This is a genomic window from Aquiluna sp., assembly GCF_965064355.1.
Genome location: NZ_CBCHRQ010000018.1, coordinates 1 through 19,078 on the forward strand (window position 1 = coordinate 1; position 19,078 = coordinate 19,078).

Sequence of the window (19,078 nt, forward strand, 5' to 3'; positions counted from 1 at the left end):
AATTTCCTAGTAGGCTAATGCGGCTACTTGGAGACGTCGCATAGCCCGGTCGAGTGCGCCTCACTGCTAATGAGGTAGGGGTTTTAAAAGCCCCTCGGAGGTTCAAATCCTCTCGTCTCCGCTCATAAGTCTCTGAATTCTCTTTCAGCCCAATCTCGGGCAAACGAGTTAGCCCAAAAGTCTGTTCTTTATAGGGACAAAAAGGAAGCTCTATTTACTTATCCACCCCTAAGGGTGCGGTGTTGCCAATTGCGTTCCCAGTGGGGCACCAAACGAATGTCCGGATAAACCCTGCTAACAGACTTATCCCAATCGTTTAGGCAAATGGTAGGGGTGGAATGTCGATCAGCGTTGATTCACTGCGTTCAGCGCGCTCGAAGATTCTCAGACTATTTGGAGTCTCAGCCCTAGCTCTTGGGCTTGTAATCACCAGCTCTCAGCTCGCATCAGGTGCGACTATGTCCCTTACTGTGGACTACACGCCCGGATCTGCAGCCACTGCAACCGAAGTTGCCCCGGGTAGCAAGATCGACCTCACTGCAACCGCACCGATCTCAGACCCTGGAACAACCAACCAGGAGATAGTTCAGGCAATTGGCTCTGAGCTAAAACTCAGTTCCGCATCAGACATCATTGCTCCGGCTGGTTGGGTTATTTACTACTCAACTGATGGCACAAACTGGACCTACAACGCACCCACAACTCCTGCTGGTTGGGCCGCGGTTACTCACGTGAAAGCCAAGGGCGACCTAATCAGCGAGGGCCCTGATTCCCAGGGCCGACAGATTGCAGCAACGGATGCGAATGCAGCTCAGCCAACTTCCGGCTCCTTCCCAAGTACCTCTGGTTCCAGCGGTGATGGTTGGGATGTTTTCTTTGATGACGCCGGAAATCTCTTCAACATCTGGCATCACAACGGATCCGGCAGCAACCAAAGCGTTGACTGTTTCAAGCGCACCGGTGAGCGTTGCAATGGCACTTGGCCTTACCGAGTTGTTTCCAGCTCCGCGCCTGTCTTCACCATGCACACCAGCGAGCAGTCAACCGGTTGGTATGACTCAGTAGACAAAGAGATTTGGTTCCCAACTGTTTACTCGGCTAACGGCGTAAACCAGGTTGGGTTTGCTTGTATCCGAGTATCGGATCTAACCCTCACGAATAAATGGTGTGGCGGCACTGCTGAGTCAGCATTTATCTCCGGTGGAAGCTCGCAGAATATCCCGGGCACTGAATGTGTCTCCGGGACTTCGTCAAACCGCCTCTATGACTGCACCGGAGGAATTGCGCAATCCGGCGGCAAGCTCTACACCTGGCAGACCGCAACCGGTGACTTTATCTGTGTCGACATCCGCCTCAACTCAGGCGCTGGCGGGGCCTGTTCAGATGCCAACAACCCTTCAATTTCAGGAAGCATTGCTTTTGCTGGAATCACAAATGTCGCCTCTTCGGTGAACCGTTGGCGACCAGTGGTTGGTGAGTGGGGCGGACGCATTTACGGATCGGCGGGTAACAATGCAAAGGCCGTGTGTGTCGTTGCCGCTACCCAAGAAGCTTGCCCAGGTTGGACAAACGCAAGAACTATTACAAACAAAGCCACCAGGTTCTTCAAGCTACCTGACAGCCAAGGCAATGTCGCCGCCGCTTGTTTCGTCGCAATTGAAACGGAACCAACTTGTTTTGATGCTAGCGGTAACAATGTCACCTCCAGTCTGACTTCCAACTTCAAGACAAGGTTGGCTGCAACTTATGCGGCGACCTACGATGCCTATTCCACCTACATGCCACAGGCTGGTTCTCGCCTCTACTGGGGAAACTCGAACTGGGCTGTCGGTGGCGCTGGAAAGATTTATTGCTGGGACTTCGCCCTAGACACCTGGTGTAAAAACTGGACAGCTTCCGGTGTTGCAGACAGCAACTACCAGATCAATGTTGACCCAACTAACCCCTTCTGCATCTGGTCAAACTCACACGACGGAATCATCCAGACCTACGATGCCTACACCGCCCAGCAGGGCAACTGCGCCATGCCTGCCCCAACGGCAGTCTTTGATGCCGGTGCTGCTGTTCCGCGCATGGCCTGCTCGGCCGCTGATGCCTTGCAAGCTTGGAAGTCTTTCGCACTAACCGCATCCTTCTCATACACCGCGGCAACCCTAACCGTAAAGAATTCATCCGGCAGCACTATCTCAGGCTGGGCAAACGTACCCATCAATGCTGGATTTGTTGATCTGGCAACCCTCTTAGTTAGCGACACTGGGCAGACACCAACCTTCACCGTCTCTTTCACGGGAAGAACTGAATTTGGTGAGGTGCGGGCCAGAGTCACCGCAGTAGGTGGCTCGCCTCAGCTCTGCCTAACTCCGACCGCGGCTTTGGCATGTGTGGCACCGACCTACGACAATTCAATGCTTGGGCCGAGAACCACAACGGTTACGGCCTCCGGAACCGCCTTCTCGTCTACCAACTCACCTACGGTTCTCGATCCCGATGTGAAGACAATCAACATCGGTGCGACGCTGCTAGCCCAGTGTGATGGCGGCCAGATATCCGGCCGGGCCTTAGTCGGGACCAACCCCGTGAGCGGGGCATTAGTGTCCCTTAAGGACTCAAACGGAAACACCTTGAATTACCCAGCCGGTTGGCCAGATGCCAGCAAGGTGGGGACTCCAGTTCAGCAGTTCACTGACGCAGACGGTCGATACACCTTCTCGAACCTGATCTTTGGGGGCTTCCGAGTCGTCTTCTCTGACACCAACGCTTTTAACGTAAATACCTCTACCGTCACAACCGGAGGTAGCGGAACCACAACCGATGCCGGTGCCCCATCGACACTCTCTTCGAATGTGGTCACAATATCTGGCTCGGTGAAGGCGGGTGTGGTCAATGCCCTGTATTTATCGACGCCGCAGCTAACCAAGAAGTTTGAACCGGCCACGGTGGCGCCAGGCCAAGTTGCGACCCTGATCTTCTCGATCACTAAGGCAGACTCAACTGCGAAGTCGAGCCTGTCGTTTACGGATACTTTGCCATCTGGCCTGACCATCGCAACACCGGCGAATGTGACCACGGACTGTGTCACGAACCAGGCCGGTTACACCGTTTCGGCGACCGGAAACCAGTTCTCGGTTGTGAACACCGGCATGGGATCGTCGCTGGCTGCGTGTAGCTTCACGGTGGCTGTGAAGGCATCGAGTGTCGGCGAGTACGTCAACAACGGTCAGAATGTGACCTCGACCGGCTTGATGAAGAACACTGATGCCAAGTTGACAGTGACGGCCCTAACTGCCGGCACCTTCCTGTGTGATGCGAACCTTTACTTCTACTCCGAGCGCCAGCTTTGGAGGCAAGACCCATCAAATAACCCCGCTACCAAGTACGCGATTGGTACTAAGGCCACTGCCGGCACAATTGGGGCGATTGGACGCAATCCAGCGGATGGCTTCTTGTATGGCGTTGTTACTAAAACCGGAGATGGTCTGACCGCTGGAAACCTGGCAATGATCAAGAGCGACGGCACTATCGAGGACAAGGGTGCAATCACTGGCGTTACAGTTGCAAACCTTTCCGCAGTGGTTGGTGGTGATTTCGACGATGCTGGAAACTTGGTGGTCAAGCCTTCAGGCAGCACGCCTTTCTACTCGATTAGCATTTCAAGCAAAATTGCGACGACCGTGACTATCACTGGAACCGGTCCAAACAACGCATCTGACATGGCTTTCTTTGGGGGTAAGTTCTACCTTTCAAACGGCACAACTTACTTCAAAATCACCAAGGATGCCGCGCCTGACTACACCTGGTCCTCGGTTGCAATTTCGGGTGCATTCCCTAGTAACGGAAACAGCGGTGAAATTTACGTCAATGGTTTTGGTGAGCTAACCCTCAACAGCATCAAGAACACTGGAACTCGTGCCTACTACACGGCACCAAATGCAGATACCCACTCTTTGAGCGCTGCGGCTGTCTACCGCTATGACCTAGGGGACTACAGCTACATTGACTCAGATGGAGCCAGCTGTAACCAGGTACCAAGACCAACTGCCTACGCCGATACCAGCAATGGCCCACTAAACACTTTGCAGACCAAGAACCTGTTGGCAAATGACACGGTTGCGTCCTCCTCTACCGGTGTCTCATACCCGCTGGTGGCTTCTTCTGTAAGGCTCTGTAACCCAAACACCTCACCGGCTCAGGTAGCGCCAAACTGTACCGTTGCACCTGGGCAGTCGATCTCTGTTTCTGGTGTGGGAACCTACTCGATTAGCGCGCAGGGTGTGGTTTCCTTCATGCCTGCAAATGACTACTCCGGCACACCAGCACCGTTGAGCTATCAAGTCACCGATACCAACGGAAACATCGTCACGAGCACCTACACCCCTGATGTGATTGGCAATGTGCCGCTGGCTCGAGATGACTACTCAACGGGAAGCTTCGACGTAAACCAAACCATCAATGTCTTGGCAAACGACTATCGAGGCAATCTTGCGGACCTTGATCCAACCTCTGTGCGACTGTGTTCGGATGAGCTAAATGTGCCAACCAGCTGCACCCTGACCACGCTCACTGTTCCAAACGAAGGAACCTACACCGTCAATCAAGTAACCGGTGCGGTTACCTTCAATCCACTCTCTACATTCTTTGGTAGTGCAACCCCTGTCAGCTATGCGGTGTCTGATGACTTGGATCAGGTCACCAATGCCAAGATCTACATCGAAGTTGCAGGAATGACCTTTGCTTGTACTGCAGATCTCTATCAGTCCATGGGCACAACCACGGCAACCACCTTGAGAGTGCTTGAAAGAACCACGGGCACCTATCTGCAGGTTGGCCCGTCGCAGACGTTTGGCTACAACGCTCTTGCCTACAACCCTGCAGACAACTACATGTATGCAGTCAACTCCTCTCGCGAGCTATTGCGAGTTCATGGGGATGGCACGGTTATAAATCTCGGGGCTCTTGCTTTGACGGACCCTGGCGCTGGCGGGGTATACAACGTTGGCTACTTCTTAGAGCCGAACAAGATGGTGGTTGCCTTCAATGATGGCTTCTGGCACGTCATTGACGTCCAGACCAAGGAGGTCTCCGCTAAGACACTTACCGGTTATGCGGGAACGGCTCTGGAAGATAGGCGTGCCGGAGACACGGTTGCAATTGACGGAAAGCTTTACTACCTAACCGCTGATGCCAGCAGGCTAATTACTGTTCAGACCAATGGGACTTCGACCTGGAGCGTCACCACAAAAACGGTTAATGGAATACCTCTCAAAATTGGAACCACCAATGAAACCTCGACTCGAGCCATTTGGGGAGGGGCATTTACCAACCTGAGTGGTGACCTGCTCTTCTCCTTGAATAGAAACGGTGACATATACGAGATCGACGGCTACACAACCTCGACTCCTAGTGCCAAGAAGGTCGCAAGCGGTAATGGCCTTCTAATTGAGAACAACGACGGCGCTAACTGTCCTCAGATTGTTGCCACCCTAGGCAACCCTGCACCGCCAACGGCATCACCAGACACCTCCTCAGGTCTTTACAACCAATCCCAGACCAAGACCGTTGTAACCAATGACATTTCAGATACTGGTGCGAACCTTGTCACCTCATCGATTCGAATCTGCGCCGCAGGAGATACTGCACCATCTTGTTCTGCCACCACACTGGTTGTCGCAGGCGAAGGAACCTACACCGTCAATACTGCCTCCGGTCAGATCAGCTTTACTCCGCTGTCTTCTTTCACCGGAACCGCATCACCTATCACCTACTCGGTTGCAGATAACTACGGTCAGAAGGCAGCAACCACCTACACCCCGGCAGTTGATCTACCGCTGCCAGCTACCGCATCGCCCGATACCTCAACTGGTCCTTACGGGACTGCGCAGATGATTCGCGCCCTGAACAATGACGCAGCGACTCAAGGTCAAACCTTCAATGTCGCAACGGTTGCACTCTGCGATCCAAACGCCAGCCCTGCTGAAACACCACCAAGCTGTTCAGCCTTGGTTGTTACGGTGTCGGATGGCGTCTACACGGTTGACACCTACTCAGGTCACGTCAACTTCCAGCCTGGCGCTACCTTCTCCGGTGTTGCGCAGTGGGTTCGCTACCAGGTCACAGACACCACCGGCGTGACGGCTCACTCCAAGATCACTCCGACTGTATTGCCTTTGTATGCTCCACCTCCTCCAGCGCCAGAGCCTCCTCCAATTGTGATCCCTGAGATTCCAGTTGAGCCAGAGCCGGTATTGCCTCCAAAGGCCTATGTTGACGTGAAGAAGGGTCTACTCAATCAGTCGACTTCGTTCCGCCCAGCTGCAAATGACAAGCCGGGAAGTGCGACGTTGTCGTCGACTTCGATTGTTCTGTGTACGGGTAGTTGCGTGAATGTGCAGCGCGTGGAAGGTCTGCAGATTGTTTCCACGCCGCAGGGTAAATGGAGCATTCAATCCGGTTCTAGCCTCGTGACGTTTACCCCGAACTGGAACTGGCACGGCAGCACAAAGATCTCCTATGTCATCTTCGATGAGCTAGAGCAGCAGACCGAGTCCATCATCAAGGTGAGCATTGCGGCTCCACCGATGCCAGAGGTATTGGTCTACACCGGTGTCGGGCCAAAGCCAGCCGCCACTGCCTCGTCTAAGCCACCAACCCTGCCAAAGAAGCTGATGGAGGGTGACTACGTTGCAACCATCACCGCAAAGCGACTTGGCGCTAATTGGTCCCACAAGATTTACGAGGGAACCAGCGTCAAGAACGTTCTAAACCCACTGGGGCTAGGACACTACTCGATGACCCAGTTGCCGGGTGAAGCCGGAAACTTCGCGGTTGCTGGCCACAGGCTGGGTTCAGGGGCAATCTTCAAGAATCTTCACACCTTCCAAAAGGGTGACATCGTTACCGTCAAGACGGCCAAGGGAACCTTCAACTATCGCTACCTGGCTAAGAAGTATGTCAAGCCATCGTTTGTTGGCGTATTGCTTCCTAAGCCACAGGGGCTGACCGTGAAGCCAAGTTCAGATTCAATCCTGACCCTGCAGACCTGCACCTCGGGAGACGTAAACGCTGACAGGCTAATCGTCTGGTTTGAGCTAATCGACTAGAGAGACTAGTAGCTGGATAGTGAATCGGGGCTTTTGAGATTCTGGGAAATCCGATAGGCTCTCTCCTCGTTACCCAAGCGTTTGTAGCTCAACGGATAGAGCATCTGACTACGGATCAGAAGGTTGGGGGTTCGAGTCCCTCCAAGCGCACTAAACCCGAGAAGCCTTCACAACTTCTCGGGTTTTTACTTTTAAGGTGAGCTGTTCTCCTTGAAATTGCGAGAATCAAAGCTCTAAGAACTGGGCTAGTGTGTGTTTAATCACTTAGTTTTCGGTGTGCTTTTCGGAGAGAATAGGTAACTCCATGATTCGAGGATTGATCCCTTGGGTAAAAGGGCACAGTTCTCTCCTCCTAGTGGCACTTGCGATGGTCATAGGGGTTGCAGCAAAACTCTCTCTTACATCTGGAGCCCTTCTCCCTGGGCTTGATGGCGCTTACTACTGGGTCCAAGTGAGAAAGCTTATGGAGCAGGGGCAGCTGGCTTTTCCTGATGTGCCGCTTATCTTCGTAATACAGGGTTTCTTTGCCTGGTGTGTTGGAGACATCAAGCTCGGGGTTCGTCTCACAGACGCGATTTTACCTGCGCTGAGTGCTATCCCTATTTTCTTCATGCTTAGGAATACCAAGCAGGTGTGGCTGCCGGCATTAGTGGTCCTTATGGTGCTTCTTCATCCTGTGCAGCTGTTCTTTCTAACAGGTGATTTCATAAAAAACGAGGCAGCGATTCCACTTGTATTCGTTACTGGCCTCATATTGACTAAGTGGAACCATTGGCCCAAACGCGTTTCAATCATCAGCTTGGTTTTGACCCAGACACTTCTTGCCTTCACCCATTTCGGAACTCTAATTCTTTCCTTGGCTATCTGTTTTATTTGGCTAGTACTTCAACTGATCAATAAGAGCCGCAGGTTTGTTTTGATCAGTGTGGGGGTCGCGCTTTCAGCTGGAATCGGCGCGTCTATTTTGCTCAACTACTTTGTTCCCGCGAGATTCGAAAAGCTGATGGGATTAGTTTTGAACCCTCTTGCTTTTTTTCAAAATCCAGCGATTTTAAGTTTGAAGCAAACCTATTTTTTGGATTCCTTAAATTTTGCGCTCATTACCGGTCAGTTTGGTGCAGTTTTGCTGGCTTGGGTTGCCTACAAAAATAGAGATAAGTTTGACGTTTCGACCCTAAAGTTTCTTGCCGCTAATCTGACGGCGGCAGGATTTTTCTCATCACCTCTCATAGGCCAAGAATGGGCAGCCAGGTTCGTTGCTCTGTCGTTCGTCCCTCTTTTGCTAGCTTTTACCGTCTTGATTGGAAAGGTGCAAATAACACCGGTTACGTTTCTTCTCAGATCTGCAGCAGCTCTAACGATCGCCATGAGTCTCATCGCGCTGCCGGCAGGAGGAAAATTCTATGTCACGACACCAGATCGCTACCGCGAATTCGTTTCACTAATGAAGACAGTAGAGTTACCCGATAATTCTGTTGTGGTCGCAGACCATGGTCTTGAATATTTAGTCGCTTGGGAACTAAAGACAAAAGTGATTGAGACGAGTTACTATTCGTCAGAAGTCGCCGCTGAATATCAGAATGTTTATGTTCTGAGACAAAAATATCCCAGTACAACATATGGTAACTACGGCATAGAGAGTTATTCCCCTAAAAAGGATGCGTCTGAATCACCCAGTGACACTAAAGGAGATTTAGTCTCAAGCATTCCTACCGGTGCAGTCATTTACCAGTCCAATAATTTTGCCTTATCCCAGATTAGACCGGTGATTGAGGCGGCCCCAGCGAGCGTGCCAGCAGATTTTCCAATAGGCATCCCGCTACTTTCAGGCGAGGTGTTGCTGGGTATAAGCCCAGGGGCAGACTCATGGGTGGTAAAAGTACAAGCAAAGCAACCCGGCCAAGCGAAAGCAAGAGCTATTCAAAGTTTTGCTGAAGCAGGATTCGAATTGCGCTCTGATACTGAAAGCTCTTCGTCGGTGTATCGAGCGACGTTTGTGAACCAGACTTGGTCTGTTCGAGTAGAGATAACAACTGGAGGAGAAATTCTCTACGTAGTGGGACTTGATGGTTAGATTCTAGGCTCACCCAGGTTCAAGAGCTCGTGGGATTTATGAAACGTACTGAAACATAACTACGGATCAGAAGGTTGGGGGTTCGAGTCCCTCCAAGCGCACCAAAGCCCAGCGTCTACCTAGATGGCTGGGTTTCGTCATTGGTAAGAAGCAACGAGTCTGCGAATTTCACTGTCGTGCCTGATTAGTGCGTCTAATGAATTTGCTTTCATCATACAATTAGGGAAATACCAGATTCGAAAGAGCGTGTCAGATGGCAAGACCAGAGAATTCGATTCAGCTTTGGACAGTTCGAGACCAGCTCGAGCGTGACTTCGACGGCACGCTGGCCCGCCTGGCAGAACTAGGTTTTCGTGCTGTCGAACCCTTTGGGCTGCCAGCAAATCTGAACAAATTGAGCACGGCACTTTCTAGCGTCGGACTGACTGCCCCAACCGCTCACGGTGATGTTCTGCTAAATCCCGAAGCGGCAATCAAGGCGGCCCTCGAACTGGGCACGACTGTTCTGATTGACCCGTATCAACCGGAGGAAATCTTTCAGAGCGAATCTAACATTCTGCGGCTAGCTGATCAGCTGTCGGCTGCAGCCGAGCTGGCTGCACCGCACGGCATCAAGATTGGTTATCACAATCATGACCATGAGTTGAGAAACGAAGTTCGCGGAGTGCCTGCGCTGTTGGCTCTCGCGAGCATGGTTTCGCAAGATGTCGTCTTTGAGATTGATTTGTTCTGGTGTCAGGTCGCCAACGTTGACCCGCTTGATGTTTTGAAACAGCTGGATGGTCGAGTTGTTGCACTTCACGCAAAAGACGCACCGATGGATGGGCATGTGAGGGACCAGGTTTCTCTCGGCAAGGGATCGGTTGATGTTTTAGCCTGCGCAAGCCAAGCGCCAAGCGCTCGTCTGGTTGTCGAATTCGATGAATACAGTGGAGATATTTTCGAGGGTGTTGCCGGTTCGCTGAACTATCTCAAAGAGAAGGGGTTCAACTAATGAACGCAATGAAGATTGGCCTAATTGGTGCCGGTGTTATCAGTGAACAGTATCTGGAGAACCTAACGCAGGCGAAGTCTGTCTCGGTTGAGATGGTTTCCGATCTAGATGTTTCTCGAAGCGAGCAACGAGCTAAGCAATATGGAATTGCAAGTTTTGGCACGCCCGAACAGTTGCTGGCACGCGATGACATCGAGCTGATTGTCAATTTGACGATTCCCAAGGCGCACGAGCAGGTAACCGTTGCAGCGCTGAAGGCCGGTAAGCACGTGTGGAGCGAGAAGCCACTGGCGCTGGACAAGCTCGCTGCCGGACGAATCAGGCAGCAGGCAAAACAAAGCGGTCGAGAGGTGGGATGTGCGCCCGACACTTTTCTCGGCCCCGGCATTCAAACGGGATTGCGATTGATCAGAGAAGGCAGAATCGGCAAGGTCACCGGTGCGACCACCGCATTCGAAGTCTGTGGGCCCGAGAGCTGGCACCCCAACCCTGACTTTCTGTATGCCAAAGGCGGCGGGCCAATCTTTGACATGGGTCCTTACTATTTGACTGCGCTGGTCTGCGCCCTGGGGCCGGTGTCTCAGGTGGTGGCTCGCTCATCACAGGCACGCGACTTCGGCGTTGTTGGTTCTGGGCCAAGGCAAGGCGAAAAGTTTCCGATTGAAGTGCCAACGAACGTGTCGGCGCTGATTGACTTCTCAGGTGGCGAAACCGCTCAGAGCAGTTTTAGCTTCGACACCGCAAGGCCTAGAGAAGGAATTCTTGAGATTCACGGCACAGAGGGTTCGCTGGTTATACCTGATCCAAACATGCATTACGGCTCGCTTCAACTTTTCAGAATTGACACAGGGAGTCGGGAGCCTGAAGAGATTGAATGTGTGGGCGAAGTCATGCAGCGAGGTGTTGGCGTTATCGACATGATCCACTCAATTGCTCAGGGTAAGCGTCCCAGGGCCGACATCGAGCTCGCTGCTCACGTGGTTGAGGTTATGCAAGCACTCGAAGAGGCCGCGACTTCAGGCAAAAACGTGAAAATCGAATCGACTACCAAATCTCCAGAGTTGGTTGATGTTGGTTTCAATCCATGGAACAGTGTGGGCCAGTGAGTCAGACAGAAAAAACCCAGGTTGTCGCCGCACTCGTGGGTGCGGGATTTATGGGTCGCGTTCACTCGAGAGCATTGCGCGCTGCGGGAATCAAGATGAGCGGCATCTTGTCGTCTAGCCCACAAAAGAGCAAGCTCGCTGCGCAAGAACTTGTAATCGAAAACTACTATTCGACTTACGAAGAGTTGCTAGCAGACGAGTCTGTAAATCTTGTTCACATTCTCACGCCAAACAGTTCCCACGTTGAACTAACCGAGCGCGCGCTAGCTGCCGGCAAACACGTCGTCTGCGAAAAACCACTTGCTACAACTGCCGCCGACGCAGATAAATTGGCCAAACAAGCTCGAGAGCTTGGATTAGTGGGAGCTATTCCTTTCGTCTACCGGTACCATCCGATGGTCAGAGAGGCCAGGAGCCGGGTTGAGTCTGGAAGCCTTGGTCGAGTCCTCAGCATCAAAGGCGAGTACCTGCAAGATTGGCTCTTGAATGCGAATGATACAAACTGGCGAGTTGCCGAGCAATCGGGCGGTGCGTCAAGGGCATTTGCCGACATCGGCATTCACCTCTGCGACTTGATTGAGTTCATTTCGGGGCAGCGAATCGTGAAACTGGTGGCAACCATCGACACAGCACACTCGACTAGAGCAGCACAAACAGTATCTACCGAGGACATCGCTATGGTTTTGGCCAGGTTGGACGGCGGTGGCTCGGTTAGCCTCATGGTCTCTCAGGTTGCTGCCGGGCACAAGAATGGCCTTTCAGTCGAGCTTCACGGCACCTCAGAGTCTCTTCGTTTCGACCAGGAAACCCCTGAGAGCCTTTGGATTGGCCTGCAGGATGGCAGCCGCACAATCATGCGAGATCCAGCATTGCTTTCTGCCGATGCCAAGAGACTTACCGCTTTGCCCGCCGGTCATCCCGAGGGCTACTTCGACGCGTTTGTGTCGTTTATGCGCGATGTCGAGCAGGCAGTGAAAGGTCAGTCACCAAGCGGACTGCCGGTATTCGAGGATGGCACTCGCGCCGCGGTGCTCACCGAAGCCGTGCTGCTTTCAGCGGCACAGGGCGCCTGGGTCGAGATTCACTAGTAGGTAGCGCGACCGCCACTGATGTCATAGACAGCACCGGTTGAGAAACTGACTTTGTCTGAACACAACCAGGCAACTAGCTCGGCCACTTCTTCAGCCTTACCAATTCGCTTCATCGGAATCAGCGATGTCAATCGCTCGAGCACTTCGCTAGAGGTGTCCTTGTTCATCGGCGTCTCGATAACAGCCGGTGCAATCGTGTTGACAAGCACACCGGTGGTTGCAAGTTCTTTTCCGACTGACTTCGTGAGCGCAACGACTGCGGCTTTCGTTGCTGAGTAAATCGACAGGTTTGGATTTCCATCCTTGGCGGCCATGCTCGCAAATGTGACGATTCGACCCCAGCCATTTTCAACCATCGATGGGGCAAACGCCTTTATGAACAAAGCTGTGCCGAGAACATTGATTTCAAAAACTGACTTCCACTGGTCTTCAGTTGTTTGTAGAAGCGGGATGTTTGGCCCGACGATTCCTGCCGAAGTAATCAGAATGTCGATATGCGGCAATTGCTCTGGTAGGTTAGCCACCGCTTCATGGTTAGTTACATCGATTTGAAAATCAGCTCCGGCAGCTATGTCAACGGTAAACACCTTTACACCGTCTGCCCGGAGTCGAGTTGCGGCAGCCGCACCGAGACCGCTCATGCCTCCGGTAATAAGTGCGGTGCGGTTTATAGATTGCGACACCTAGGCCCTCCTTGCAAACTCGACGATGTAGTCACTCAGATACAAGTGCTGGTCACCGGCCATGTCCTTAAACCATAGCTTCGAGAACTTTCCAAGGTTCAGGCACGTGCGCTTTTTCGCCAGCGACTCCTCGGAGTCGTCCGGTTGTAGCGACGGGTACCACAGTGTGTGGCCAGGTCGATCGACGATCTCAACCGGGGTGGACCACTTCTGCGAATTGTCTGCCTCGCCCAGATCCCTGTTGGGGTTGATGCTCATGTAGAGCTTGCCGCCAACCCAGAATGGGCCGTCTACTCGACCCAGCATCATTACCCAGCACTGAATCTCATCATTCCAACTCACCGAAGGACCCCAGTAGTAAAGCTCATCGCCCTGAGAAACACCACCACCACCATCTTCAGCGGCAATCTGCAGCGACTTAATCGGCTGGCCGATGCCGTTCCAATCCGCGTTGAAACCCTTGCCATCCCAGCGCTTTGCCTTCTTTTCTGGATTGTCTAAGTCTGCGATTGCGATGCGGCCCACGCTCACACACTGGCCGGATGCCTCTTCGGCTGAAGACCAAGTCTCAGGCGAGAAGGGTCCGGGGTAGGCATACTCGCCGAAGAACACGTATAGGTACTCTCCGTTTGCAATGGCGCTCGGATCACCCACTCCACCGGGGAAACAGTAGTTCTTGTTGATCGGAAGCCTGATCATTCGATCGTTTCCGTCTTCGAAAATGATTCCGAGGTTCTTCCAACTGTCGCCACCATCGAGCGACTTCATGATTCCGATTCTTGGTGCGGCTTGAATCGAAGAGTCACCTAGGAGTCCCGGCGGCCAGTTGTCATCGCTCATGCCTTCGCCGGTTTCAGGTTTGTAAAGCAAAGTGCTCGGATAGTTCTCGTTGTGATAAAGCGAGTAGAGGGTTCTACCCGATGCATCATGCGGTGATTGGTAGATGCTCTCGAACCACACGGCTCCGTGCAAACCGTCTTCTTCCGGCTTTACAACCTTAGGAAGATCCGGGCGTACAAAGGCTTCTGGAGGAAGCGCAAAAGTCTCGCTCACTGTTGACCCTTCGCCAAACTTGAGTTCGTTGCCGTCACCCCACACCGGGTCTTCGCCGTACTTGCCGGGAAAGATTCTGAACCTGTCTCCAACCCAGGCTGTCGACATGTTGCAGTCGATAAAACTGCCGAAAAGTTGGCGTTCGGTTTGGTGCAGGCGAACTACGATGTTTTCAACACCGGTTTCGATTTCTCTGTAGTTGCTCACTTGACTTCCCCTTTCGATCAGCCTTCAAACTCAAACAAAACTTGGCCCGAGAAGTTCTGAGCGGGCAGTTGGTACTTTGGTAGGACGCCGGGGCCGCAGGCGGCTGTGCCAACTCCAGAGCAGGCGAAGTCGAACACAATATGGGCGGTCGAGCTCGCGCCTAAGAAGTGATCGTGCGAAGTCTTAGCAACTTGGTATGGCGACCAAGGCCTGATGGTCAGCCCGACCGGCGAGGAGAACCTGGCCTTGAGCGAGTTAGCGATTTGAACCGAAGACACCGATGCCCGGCGGCTCGACTCCTGAGGTCTCACGGTTCGCTCTTGCAAATCCTCGATGGTCGACGAGAACCAGCCGAGCCTAGCGGCCTGCCCGGTGTCTGGATAGGCGGGCGAAGGCCCTTTACCAAACCAGTGCACAGCGGAATCTGAAGGGGTCGAGATTGTGAACTCGACGCCAGCTCTGGCCCAGTGCGAAGGCCAAGTTTCCGGCCAGTGCTCGTTGAGAATCGCATCAAGCTTCAGCTCGAGACCAGTTGGCTGCATGGTCCAGGTGTAGGTGCAGTCGACGGCAGCGTTCGTGGCGGCAGCACCTACCCGAGTCTTTACCGCTATTTGACTTTCGCTAACCTGCTCAATCGAAATCAGGCGAGACACGAGCCGGTCAAGTCCCAATAGTCGCCAGCGTTCGGCGGCGGCCGGAAACGCGGCTTCTCGCCACGCGGTTCTGAGGTCGTTGTCGGTCGGTGCTCGCCACAGGCTGATTGCCCAATCGGCCACAGGGGTTTTGCCGATGCGAACCGGTCTTCCGGTTTCTCTGCAAATTTCAAGAACTTCAGAAAGAGAGTGCGACGAAGTCGTCACCGGTAATTCTTGCAATGCGCCTTGGGATGAAACACACTGCGCGCTTGCAACAACCCAGCCGGCTGGAATTGCCCAGCTCGCTGTTTCGTTTGCGAGCCAAACCGTTAGCACTCCGGTGTTCTGCTGCAGCCCTGCAGAAACTTCTTCAGGAAAACGTAGAACTCTGGTTTCACGTGCGGTGAGAGGTTGGTAGGCGATGACGCCAGAGCCGACAGTTTTGTTTTCGCTTTCAATCTTCCACTGCAAACTCAGGTGCGAAGTGTCCATGAAGTCGAGTCGGCTGATCATGGTGAGTTCTGAACCTGAGTCGTTCAAGCTCATCGATACCGGGGTGTAAACCGCGGCCAAGTCGAGCAACCCAGCGCGTGGTTCGCGAGTCGAACTAACGAGCCCGTCAATCACAAAGTTGCCGTCGTGAAGTGGTTCACCGAAGTCACCACCGTAATTGGTTTTGGTGATGCCGTTCTCGATTGTTGTGATGCCGTGCTCTAACCACTCCCAAATAAACCCACCCATGAGTCGAGGGTGTTTGTCGAACTGTTCTTGGTACTCGGTTAGTCCACCTGGACCGGTTCCCATGGCGTGCGCATATTCGCAGAGCACGAATGGCATGTTTCTTCTGCGTGCATCAAGCGTTGGGTCTTCGAGTGGCTCTTCTGTGCCGAGACCAACTTGCTCAACGTGAGAGACCGGCGGATACATCATGCTCCACACATCAACGTGCTCACAGTCTTGGTCACCCTCGTAGTGCAGCGGTCTCGAGCCGTCAATCAACTTCATAGCCTTGGCCATCGAACCTAAATTGCGGCCAACCCCGGCCTCATTACCAAGCGACCACATGACGATGCTCGCGTGATTCTTATCGCGCTCGACCATTCGAACCGCTCGGTCAACAATCGCGGCTTCCCATTTCGGGTCGTCGGTTGGGTTGTCGACCCAGCCAACGTTGCCGAATCCGTGGGTTTCTAGATCGCACTCATCGATGACCCAGAAACCCATTTCGTCTGCCAAATCCAGCAGTAAAGTCGATGGCGGATAGTGCGAAGTTCGAATCGCGTTGATGTTGCTGCGCTTCATAAGCGCCAACTCTTTGCGTACCGTGTCTTCGTCGACAGTGCGGCCAAATAGCGGGTGGTGCTCGTGTCGGTTGACTCCACGAAGTTGAATCGGCACATTGTTCACGGTAAAGACCGTTCCCTTAATTGCAACGGTTCTGAATCCGACCTTTATCTCAACGGTTTCACCGGCTTGACTGTCAATTGAAGTGCTAACCCGCAACGTATATAGGTTTGGCGTTTCGGCCGTCCAGGGCTTTGCTGCTTCGATTGTTGCAATTTGACCGTGCTGCAAAGTCGTATCGGTTTCAACCAGCTGCATGCTTACTGCACTGCCGGCAATACTTGTCTTCACTCGCACGCGAAGTTTGGCTACTCCGTTAATCCAGTCGGCTTCGACGGCCACATCTTCGATTGAAAGCTTTGGGCGAGCAATTACCGAAACGTCGCGGATGATTCCCGGCAGCCACCATTCATCTTGATCTTCAAGATATGACGCAGCGCTGAAAGTGTAAACGCGCAGCGTGAGGATGTTGTTTGTATTTGCGCGACCGCTGATATCAAATTCGCTCGGGAGACGACTGCCTCGAACAGAGCCCAGATATTCGTCGTTCCACCAGACGTCGGCAGCACCTTCGATACCGTCAAATCTCAAGACCGCGCTGGTCGGCGGCACATCCCAGCTAACCTCGCGCTGATACTCACCGACGCCATTGTGATCTGGCGGGTAAGGAGGGTCGATTGCAAAGGGGTAGTTGACGTTGGTGTAGCTGGGAAGACCGTGGGGTTGCTTTAGAAACTTGTCGAGGTGCGGCATGACGAAACTTGCCGGCACCGGAATGAGTTCGTTGTGACCTTGGTCAAACTTTGGTGCCGAGCTTGCGTCAACAACCCGAGGTAGCCACCGAAAACGCCACATTCCGTTGAGGTTGGTGGTTGCGGCGTCAGTCCTAAGCGCAGCTCGGGGTGGCAGGGTGTTCCAGCCCGGATCTCTACTTTCCAGTGGTTGAATCATCGTTTTGCCGCCCTGGCTAGTCAATTTTAAGTCCTGAAACTCGCAGTGTGATCACCTGAAAAGGCCTAAATTGCAAGTCAATAGCGTCACCGGCGATCCGATCGGCTGAGGTTGGCAGCTCCAAGAAATCGGTAAGCCAAATCTCTTCGGCGACCCCGGCAAAGCTGATTCGACTGTCGGCGCGACCGCCCGTCGACTCATAGAGCCTCACGATCAGGTCACCGCTGCCATCCTCGGCAAGCTTCACAGTCTCGACAACTACCTGGTCGGCAGAACTATTCACCAGTGGCGCTACCGTTCGGTTGCCCTGCACCTGACGCGCTGGGTTGTTTAGGTCGTAACCCAGGCTCACCGCGTCTTCTATTGTCGCCGCAGGGCGAAGCTTGAAATTCATCGTGTGCCTACCCTGATCGGCTTCCGGGTCTGGAAACTTGGTTGAGCGCAGCAGTGAGAAACGCACGCTGGTGACTGTTGCTCCGTTGGCCTCGGTGGTTCGTTGAACGTCAAATCCGTAGGTTGAGTCGTTGGCAATCGCAACTCCCCAGTCTTTCTCGTTCAAATAGAGATATTTGTGTTGGCAGGACTCGAAGCGGGCAAAATCCCAACTTGTGTTTTCGTGAGTTGGGCGCTTGACGAAACCAAACTGCGTTTCTGCCGCGACTTCCTCTGCGTGAATGTCAATCGGAAAAGCGAGCTTGAGCATTTTCTCGTTCTCGTGCCAATCAATTTCGAAACCGATGTCGATTGACTTTGCACCCGGCTCGAGTCGAATGGTTTGCACAATCGTGCTGGCTTTTTGCGAGGCAGAGCGGAGCACGCGCTTGGTTTCGATTACCGCGCTGCCATCGGCTCGCTGTCTAACATCGAACTGATCAACAGCGTCTAACACCTGCTTCGAGTTTCGGTAGTGTTCGTCGATGTCCCAAGCATCCCAGCGCGTTGGGTTGTCATTGTGCAGGTGCAACTCGTTTGCGGGAATACCGGGTGCAATTGCCTCGCGATTTGTTGCCAAAGACCACAGAGACACAATGCGACCCGATCTATCAACTCGCACGCGCAACTCTTCGTTCTCGAGAACTATAAATTCGTCCTGCTGAACGATTGAAGATGCTTTGGCGAGAGTGCTTGGTGTGCCTAAGCCAAGCCCAGCAACACCATTTCGTGCAACCGACATCGCATTCGCTGTCAATGTCTGCGTCGCTGCGCCGGCTGATGGGTCGTTTGCCAAAGCGCTGAGCGATGAGTTGATAATCTCGAGCAGCTCGCCGGTGATCTCGGCGTGCCGATTCTCAACCTCTTTGTAAACCCAGGCGATAGCCGTGCCAGGCAAAATGTCGTGGAACTGCATCAGCAGAATGCTCTGCCAAATCTCTTCAAACTTGTCGCTTGGGTAGGTATTGCCTGCCCTGAGGGTTGCATAGCTCGCCCAAAGCTCGGCCTCTCGCAGCAGTCCCTCGTTGCGACGGTTCCCCTGCTTGGTTCTGTGCTGTGAGGTCAACACCCCGCGGTGCAGTTCGAGATACATCTCACCTCGCCAGACCGGAGCATTTGCATACTCGCTTCGAGCCTGGGAGAAGAACTCATCGGCCGTTCCCATGGACACCTTTGGCGAACCCTCGAGATCGCTGGTGCGGTAAGCCGCGGCTATCATTTCGCGGGTTGGTCCGCCGCCGCCATCGCCCCAACCAAATGGCACGAGCGAAATTGACGCGCGACCCTTTTCCGAGAAGTTCTTCTCAGCGTGAGCCAACTCTTCACCGGAGAGTTCAGAGATGTAGGTGTCTGCCGAGGGGAAGTGTGAGAAGACTCTTGTGCCATCGATGCCTTCCCACCAGAAGGTGTG

At 53.3% G+C, this 19,078-nt stretch carries 9 protein-coding genes and 2 tRNA genes; 7 read left to right on the plus strand and 4 right to left on the minus strand.

The features are described 5' to 3' along the window. Window positions 1–29 precede the first annotated feature (29 nt). The 7 genes from AC128V_RS03035 to AC128V_RS03065 all read left to right on the plus strand — a co-directional run bounded on the left by AC128V_RS03035 (window position 30) and on the right by AC128V_RS03065 (window position 12,359). Window positions 30–121: transfer RNA gene (locus AC128V_RS03035), tRNA-Ser, on the plus strand. Between the two features lie 217 nt (window positions 122–338). After that, complete coding sequence (locus AC128V_RS03040; protein WP_482763205.1) at window positions 339–7,097, plus strand: sortase; 6,759 nt, start codon at window positions 339–341, stop codon at window positions 7,095–7,097. A gap of 77 nt (window positions 7,098–7,174) precedes the next feature. Then, window positions 7,175–7,247, plus strand: a tRNA-Arg gene (locus tag AC128V_RS03045). Window positions 7,248–7,452: 205 nt separating this feature from the next. Continuing rightward, a complete protein-coding gene (locus AC128V_RS03050) occupies window positions 7,453–9,171 on the plus strand; it encodes a glycosyltransferase family protein (protein ID WP_482763206.1) in 1,719 nt (572 codons plus the stop codon). 253 nt (window positions 9,172–9,424) lie between these two features. Continuing rightward, window positions 9,425–10,165 (plus strand): sugar phosphate isomerase/epimerase family protein, encoded by a 741-nt coding sequence (locus AC128V_RS03055; protein WP_482763207.1) that lies wholly within the window; start codon window positions 9,425–9,427, stop codon window positions 10,163–10,165. Then, complete coding sequence (locus tag AC128V_RS03060; RefSeq protein WP_482763208.1) at window positions 10,165–11,271, plus strand: Gfo/Idh/MocA family protein; 1,107 nt, start codon at window positions 10,165–10,167, stop codon at window positions 11,269–11,271. Before AC128V_RS03055 ends, AC128V_RS03060 begins: the two co-directional genes overlap by 1 nt. Further along, complete coding sequence (locus AC128V_RS03065) at window positions 11,268–12,359, plus strand: Gfo/Idh/MocA family protein (protein ID WP_482763209.1); 1,092 nt, start codon at window positions 11,268–11,270, stop codon at window positions 12,357–12,359. Before AC128V_RS03060 ends, AC128V_RS03065 begins: the two co-directional genes overlap by 4 nt. Here the strand turns inward: AC128V_RS03065 and AC128V_RS03070 are convergent. From AC128V_RS03070 to AC128V_RS03085, 4 genes are all read right to left on the minus strand, one after another. Beyond that, on the minus strand, window positions 12,356–13,045 hold the full coding sequence (locus AC128V_RS03070) for an SDR family NAD(P)-dependent oxidoreductase (protein WP_482763210.1): 690 nt from the start codon (window positions 13,043–13,045) through the stop codon (window positions 12,356–12,358). The genes AC128V_RS03065 and AC128V_RS03070 overlap by 4 nt on opposite strands. Then, window positions 13,046–14,305 (minus strand): hypothetical protein, encoded by a 1,260-nt coding sequence (locus AC128V_RS03075; protein ID WP_482763211.1) that lies wholly within the window; start codon window positions 14,303–14,305, stop codon window positions 13,046–13,048. Between the two features lie 17 nt (window positions 14,306–14,322). After that, window positions 14,323–17,235, minus strand: coding sequence for a glycoside hydrolase family 2 TIM barrel-domain containing protein (locus AC128V_RS03080; RefSeq protein WP_482763212.1), 2,913 nt, complete (start codon window positions 17,233–17,235; stop codon window positions 14,323–14,325). A 16-nt stretch (window positions 17,236–17,251) separates the two neighbouring features. Next, window positions 17,252–19,078, minus strand: a 1,827-nt coding sequence (locus AC128V_RS03085; protein ID WP_482763213.1) for an alpha-mannosidase, incomplete at its 5' end; no start/stop codon positions are given.